This window comes from Vibrio sp. 1731, from assembly GCF_033339955.1.
Taxonomy (GTDB): Bacteria; Pseudomonadota; Gammaproteobacteria; order Enterobacterales; family Vibrionaceae; genus Vibrio; species Vibrio alginolyticus.
This window is the reverse complement of the sequence record NZ_JAWOVO010000059.1, coordinates 1-3,060: the sequence shown is the minus strand read 5'-3', so window position 1 is coordinate 3,060 and position 3,060 is coordinate 1. Positions and strand designations below refer to the sequence as shown.

Genomic DNA, 3,060 nt, shown 5'->3' with positions numbered 1-3,060 from the left:
GTCGACTCTGCAGGAATGGTGATGTTAATCCACTTATTAGAGCATGCAAAAAAGCAAAACTGTCATATAATGCTCAGTTTCGTGCCGGCGCAACTGCGCACTTTGTTTCAACTGAGCAATGTTGAATCTTTAGTGGCCAAACACATACAGAATTATCAGGGGTAAATTGTGGATAGCGCAAAAGTACAACAGTTATTAGAAGAAGCACTAAACCTTCAAGAAGTGCATGTGAAAGGTGAAGGTAGCCACTATGAAGTGGTTGCTGTTGATGCTTGTTTCGATGGAATGAGCCGCGTTAAGAAGCAGCAGCTAATTTATGCTCCTCTGATGGAATACATCCAGCGTAACGACATTCACGCATTATCAATCAAAGCGTTCACACCAGAAGAGTGGGCTCGTGATAAGAAATTGATGTCGCTTTAAGGTTTATTGATGGAAAAGTTTCGAGTTATTGGGTCAGATAAACCACTAGTTGGTGAAGTGACCATTTCAGGTGCAAAAAACGCAGCACTGCCGATTTTATTTGCGTCTATCTTGGCGGAAGAGCCAGTAGAAGTGGCAAACGTACCACACCTTCGTGATATCGACACAACCATGGAATTGCTTAAGCGTTTAGGCGCGAAAGTAAGCCGCAATGGCTCTGTTCATGTTGATCCAAGCAGTATTACAGAATACTGCGCGCCTTATGATTTAGTGAAAACCATGCGTGCTTCTATTTGGGCTTTAGGTCCTTTGGTGGCGCGCTTTGGTCAAGGTCAGGTTTCTTTACCAGGCGGTTGTGCCATTGGTGCCCGTCCTGTGGATCTGCATATTTCTGGTTTAGAGCAGCTTGGCGCAACCATTACATTAGAAGATGGTTATGTGAAAGCAGAAGTGGATGGTCGTCTAAAAGGCGCGCACATCGTGATGGATAAAGTCAGCGTAGGCGCGACGATCACCATCATGTGTGCCGCAGCGCTGGCGAAAGGCACAACAACACTAGATAACGCTGCGCGTGAGCCTGAAATCGTCGATACCGCTGATTTCCTAAATAAGCTTGGCGCAAAAATCTCTGGCGCTGGCACAGATACCATTACGATTGAAGGTGTTGAGCGCCTAGGCGGTTGTAAACACAACGTGGTTGCTGACCGTATTGAGACGGGAACATTCCTTGTCGCAGCAGCAGTATCTGGCGGTAAAGTGGTATGTCGCAACACTAATGCTCATTTGCTTGAAGCGGTTCTCGCCAAGCTGGAAGAAGCTGGCGCGCTTGTCGAAACGGGTGAAGATTGGATCTCCGTTGATATGACCGACCGCGAGCTAAAAGCGGTAAGTGTACGTACTGCGCCACATCCTGGTTTCCCGACGGATATGCAAGCTCAATTTACGCTTCTGAACATGATGGCGAAAGGTGGCGGCGTGATCACAGAGACTATCTTTGAAAACCGCTTTATGCACGTACCAGAACTCATGCGTATGGGCGCTAAAGCTGAGATCGAAGGCAATACGGTTATCTGTGGTGATGTTGAGTCACTCAGCGGTGCGCAAGTGATGGCAACCGATCTACGAGCTTCGGCTAGTTTGGTTATTGCAGGTTGCATTGCTAAAGGCGAAACCGTCGTTGATCGTATTTACCATATCGACCGTGGTTACGACAAAATCGAAAATAAACTGGCTGCACTTGGCGCAAATATTGAGCGAGTGAGCTAGGCAAGTTAAACTGCACCGCAGGTAACTTGGATATCAAGAGAGCCGAAACCTGAGTTTCGGCTTTTTTATATCACTCTCATGACCATATTTTCCCTTTATGGAAAGAGAGATATTAATAGCTGTATCTGGCAAAAGCCGGTTCCTGGAGAACAAGAATGATTGCACTGTTACGTGTATTTGCTGTCGCTATCTTTGCGATTGTTATGTTTATTGGTGGTTGTGGTTACTGCCTATTAAGCCCTAGAAACCCTAAGCACGTTTTCACTTTTGGCCGTTTGTTTGCCAAGATGTCTCGTGTGTTTGGGATTAAGTTAGAGTTGCGTATCCCTGAAGATGCGTATTCACGCGGCCAACATGTTTACATTGCTAACCACCAGAACAACTGGGACATGTTTACTGTTTCTGCGGCTGTGACTCCGAAAGTTGTGACAGTAGGTAAAAAGAGCTTGGCTTGGATGCCACTGTTTGGCCAGCTTTACTGGCTTACGGGTAACATTCTGATTGACCGAGCGAATCGTTCTAAAGCAAAAGGTACTATCGATCAGGTCGTGAGCAGCATGAAAGAAAGTGATGTTTCGGTGTGGATGTTCCCAGAAGGCACGCGTTCTCGTGGGCGTGGTTTGCTGCCATTCAAAACAGGTGCTTTTCATGCGGCAATTGGTGCAGGTGTGCCAATCATTCCTATCGTATGTAGCTCGACGAATAAAATTAAGCTGAACCGTTGGAACAATGGTCATGTGATTGTTGAAATGCTACCTCCAATCAGCACTGAAGGCTATGGTAAAGAGGGCATTCGCGAGTTAGCGAATATCTGTCGTGAACAGATGAAAGAGAAGCTTGAATCGTTAGATGAAGAAGTCAAACAGCGCAACGCTGCTTAAGTTTTACTGCGATATCATCACGAAAAGACAATAAAAAACGGGTAGCCTGAGCTACCCGTTTTTTTATGTTTGTCAGCAAGTACAATTATTTGCGAACAGCGATTGCTTCAATCTCGATGCCAACATCTTTTGGTAGGCGAGCCACTTCTACACAAGAGCGTGCAGGGTAGTTTGCTACGCCGTGCTCATCAAAGAACTTGCCGTAAACTTCGTTCACTGTGCCAAAGTCATTTAGGTCTTTAACAAAAACCGTTAGCTTTACAATATCAGATACTTTAAGACCTGAAGATTCAACTACAGCCTTTACGTTTTCTAGAGACTGACGAGCTTGTTCTGCGATATCAGCAGACACTTCACCTGTCGCTGGGTTTACTGGGATTTGGCCTGAAGTAAGAACCATGTTACCTAGATCTACGCCTTGAACGTAAGGACCGATTGCTGCTGGTGCAGACTCAGTGTGAAGTACTTTCGTCATTTGATTTTTTCCATC

General features: G+C 45.7%; 5 protein-coding genes. 4 read left to right on the top strand and 1 reads right to left on the bottom strand.

The window, feature by feature from the left end; genetic code table 11:
- The 4 genes from R7035_RS25050 to R7035_RS25035 all read left to right on the top strand — a co-directional run.
- On the top strand, positions 1-165 hold a 165-nt coding region (locus R7035_RS25050), incomplete at its 5' end, for a lipid asymmetry maintenance protein MlaB (RefSeq protein ID WP_318146314.1).
- A 3-nt stretch (positions 166-168) separates the two neighbouring features.
- Positions 169-423 carry a BolA family iron metabolism protein IbaG gene (ibaG, locus tag R7035_RS25045; protein ID WP_005381092.1) on the top strand — a complete coding sequence of 85 codons (255 nt, stop codon included), beginning with the start codon at positions 169-171 and terminating at the stop codon, positions 421-423.
- Between the two features lie 9 nt (positions 424-432).
- A complete protein-coding gene (gene murA, locus R7035_RS25040) occupies positions 433-1,689 on the top strand; it encodes a UDP-N-acetylglucosamine 1-carboxyvinyltransferase (protein WP_238855178.1) in 1,257 nt (418 codons plus the stop codon).
- A 155-nt stretch (positions 1,690-1,844) separates the two neighbouring features.
- Complete coding sequence (locus R7035_RS25035) at positions 1,845-2,570, top strand: 1-acylglycerol-3-phosphate O-acyltransferase (protein ID WP_005381088.1); 726 nt, start codon at positions 1,845-1,847, stop codon at positions 2,568-2,570.
- Positions 2,571-2,655: 85 nt separating this feature from the next.
- On the opposite strand, the gene R7035_RS25030 is transcribed toward R7035_RS25035, so the two are convergent.
- Positions 2,656-3,045 carry a RidA family protein gene (locus R7035_RS25030; protein ID WP_005381087.1) on the bottom strand — a complete coding sequence of 130 codons (390 nt, stop codon included), beginning with the start codon at positions 3,043-3,045 and terminating at the stop codon, positions 2,656-2,658.
- Between the last annotated feature and the right edge of the window lie 15 nt (positions 3,046-3,060).

Excerpts from the sequence above, each read along its gene's own strand:
- murA (WP_238855178.1), top strand. The coding sequence starts at position 433 with ATGGAAAAGTTTCGAGTTATTGGGTCAGATAAACCACTAGTTGGTGAA.
- R7035_RS25030 (WP_005381087.1), bottom strand. The coding sequence starts at position 3,045 with ATGACGAAAGTACTTCACACTGAGTCTGCACCAGCAGCAATCGGTCCT.
- R7035_RS25035 (WP_005381088.1), top strand. The coding sequence starts at position 1,845 with ATGATTGCACTGTTACGTGTATTTGCTGTCGCTATCTTTGCGATTGTT.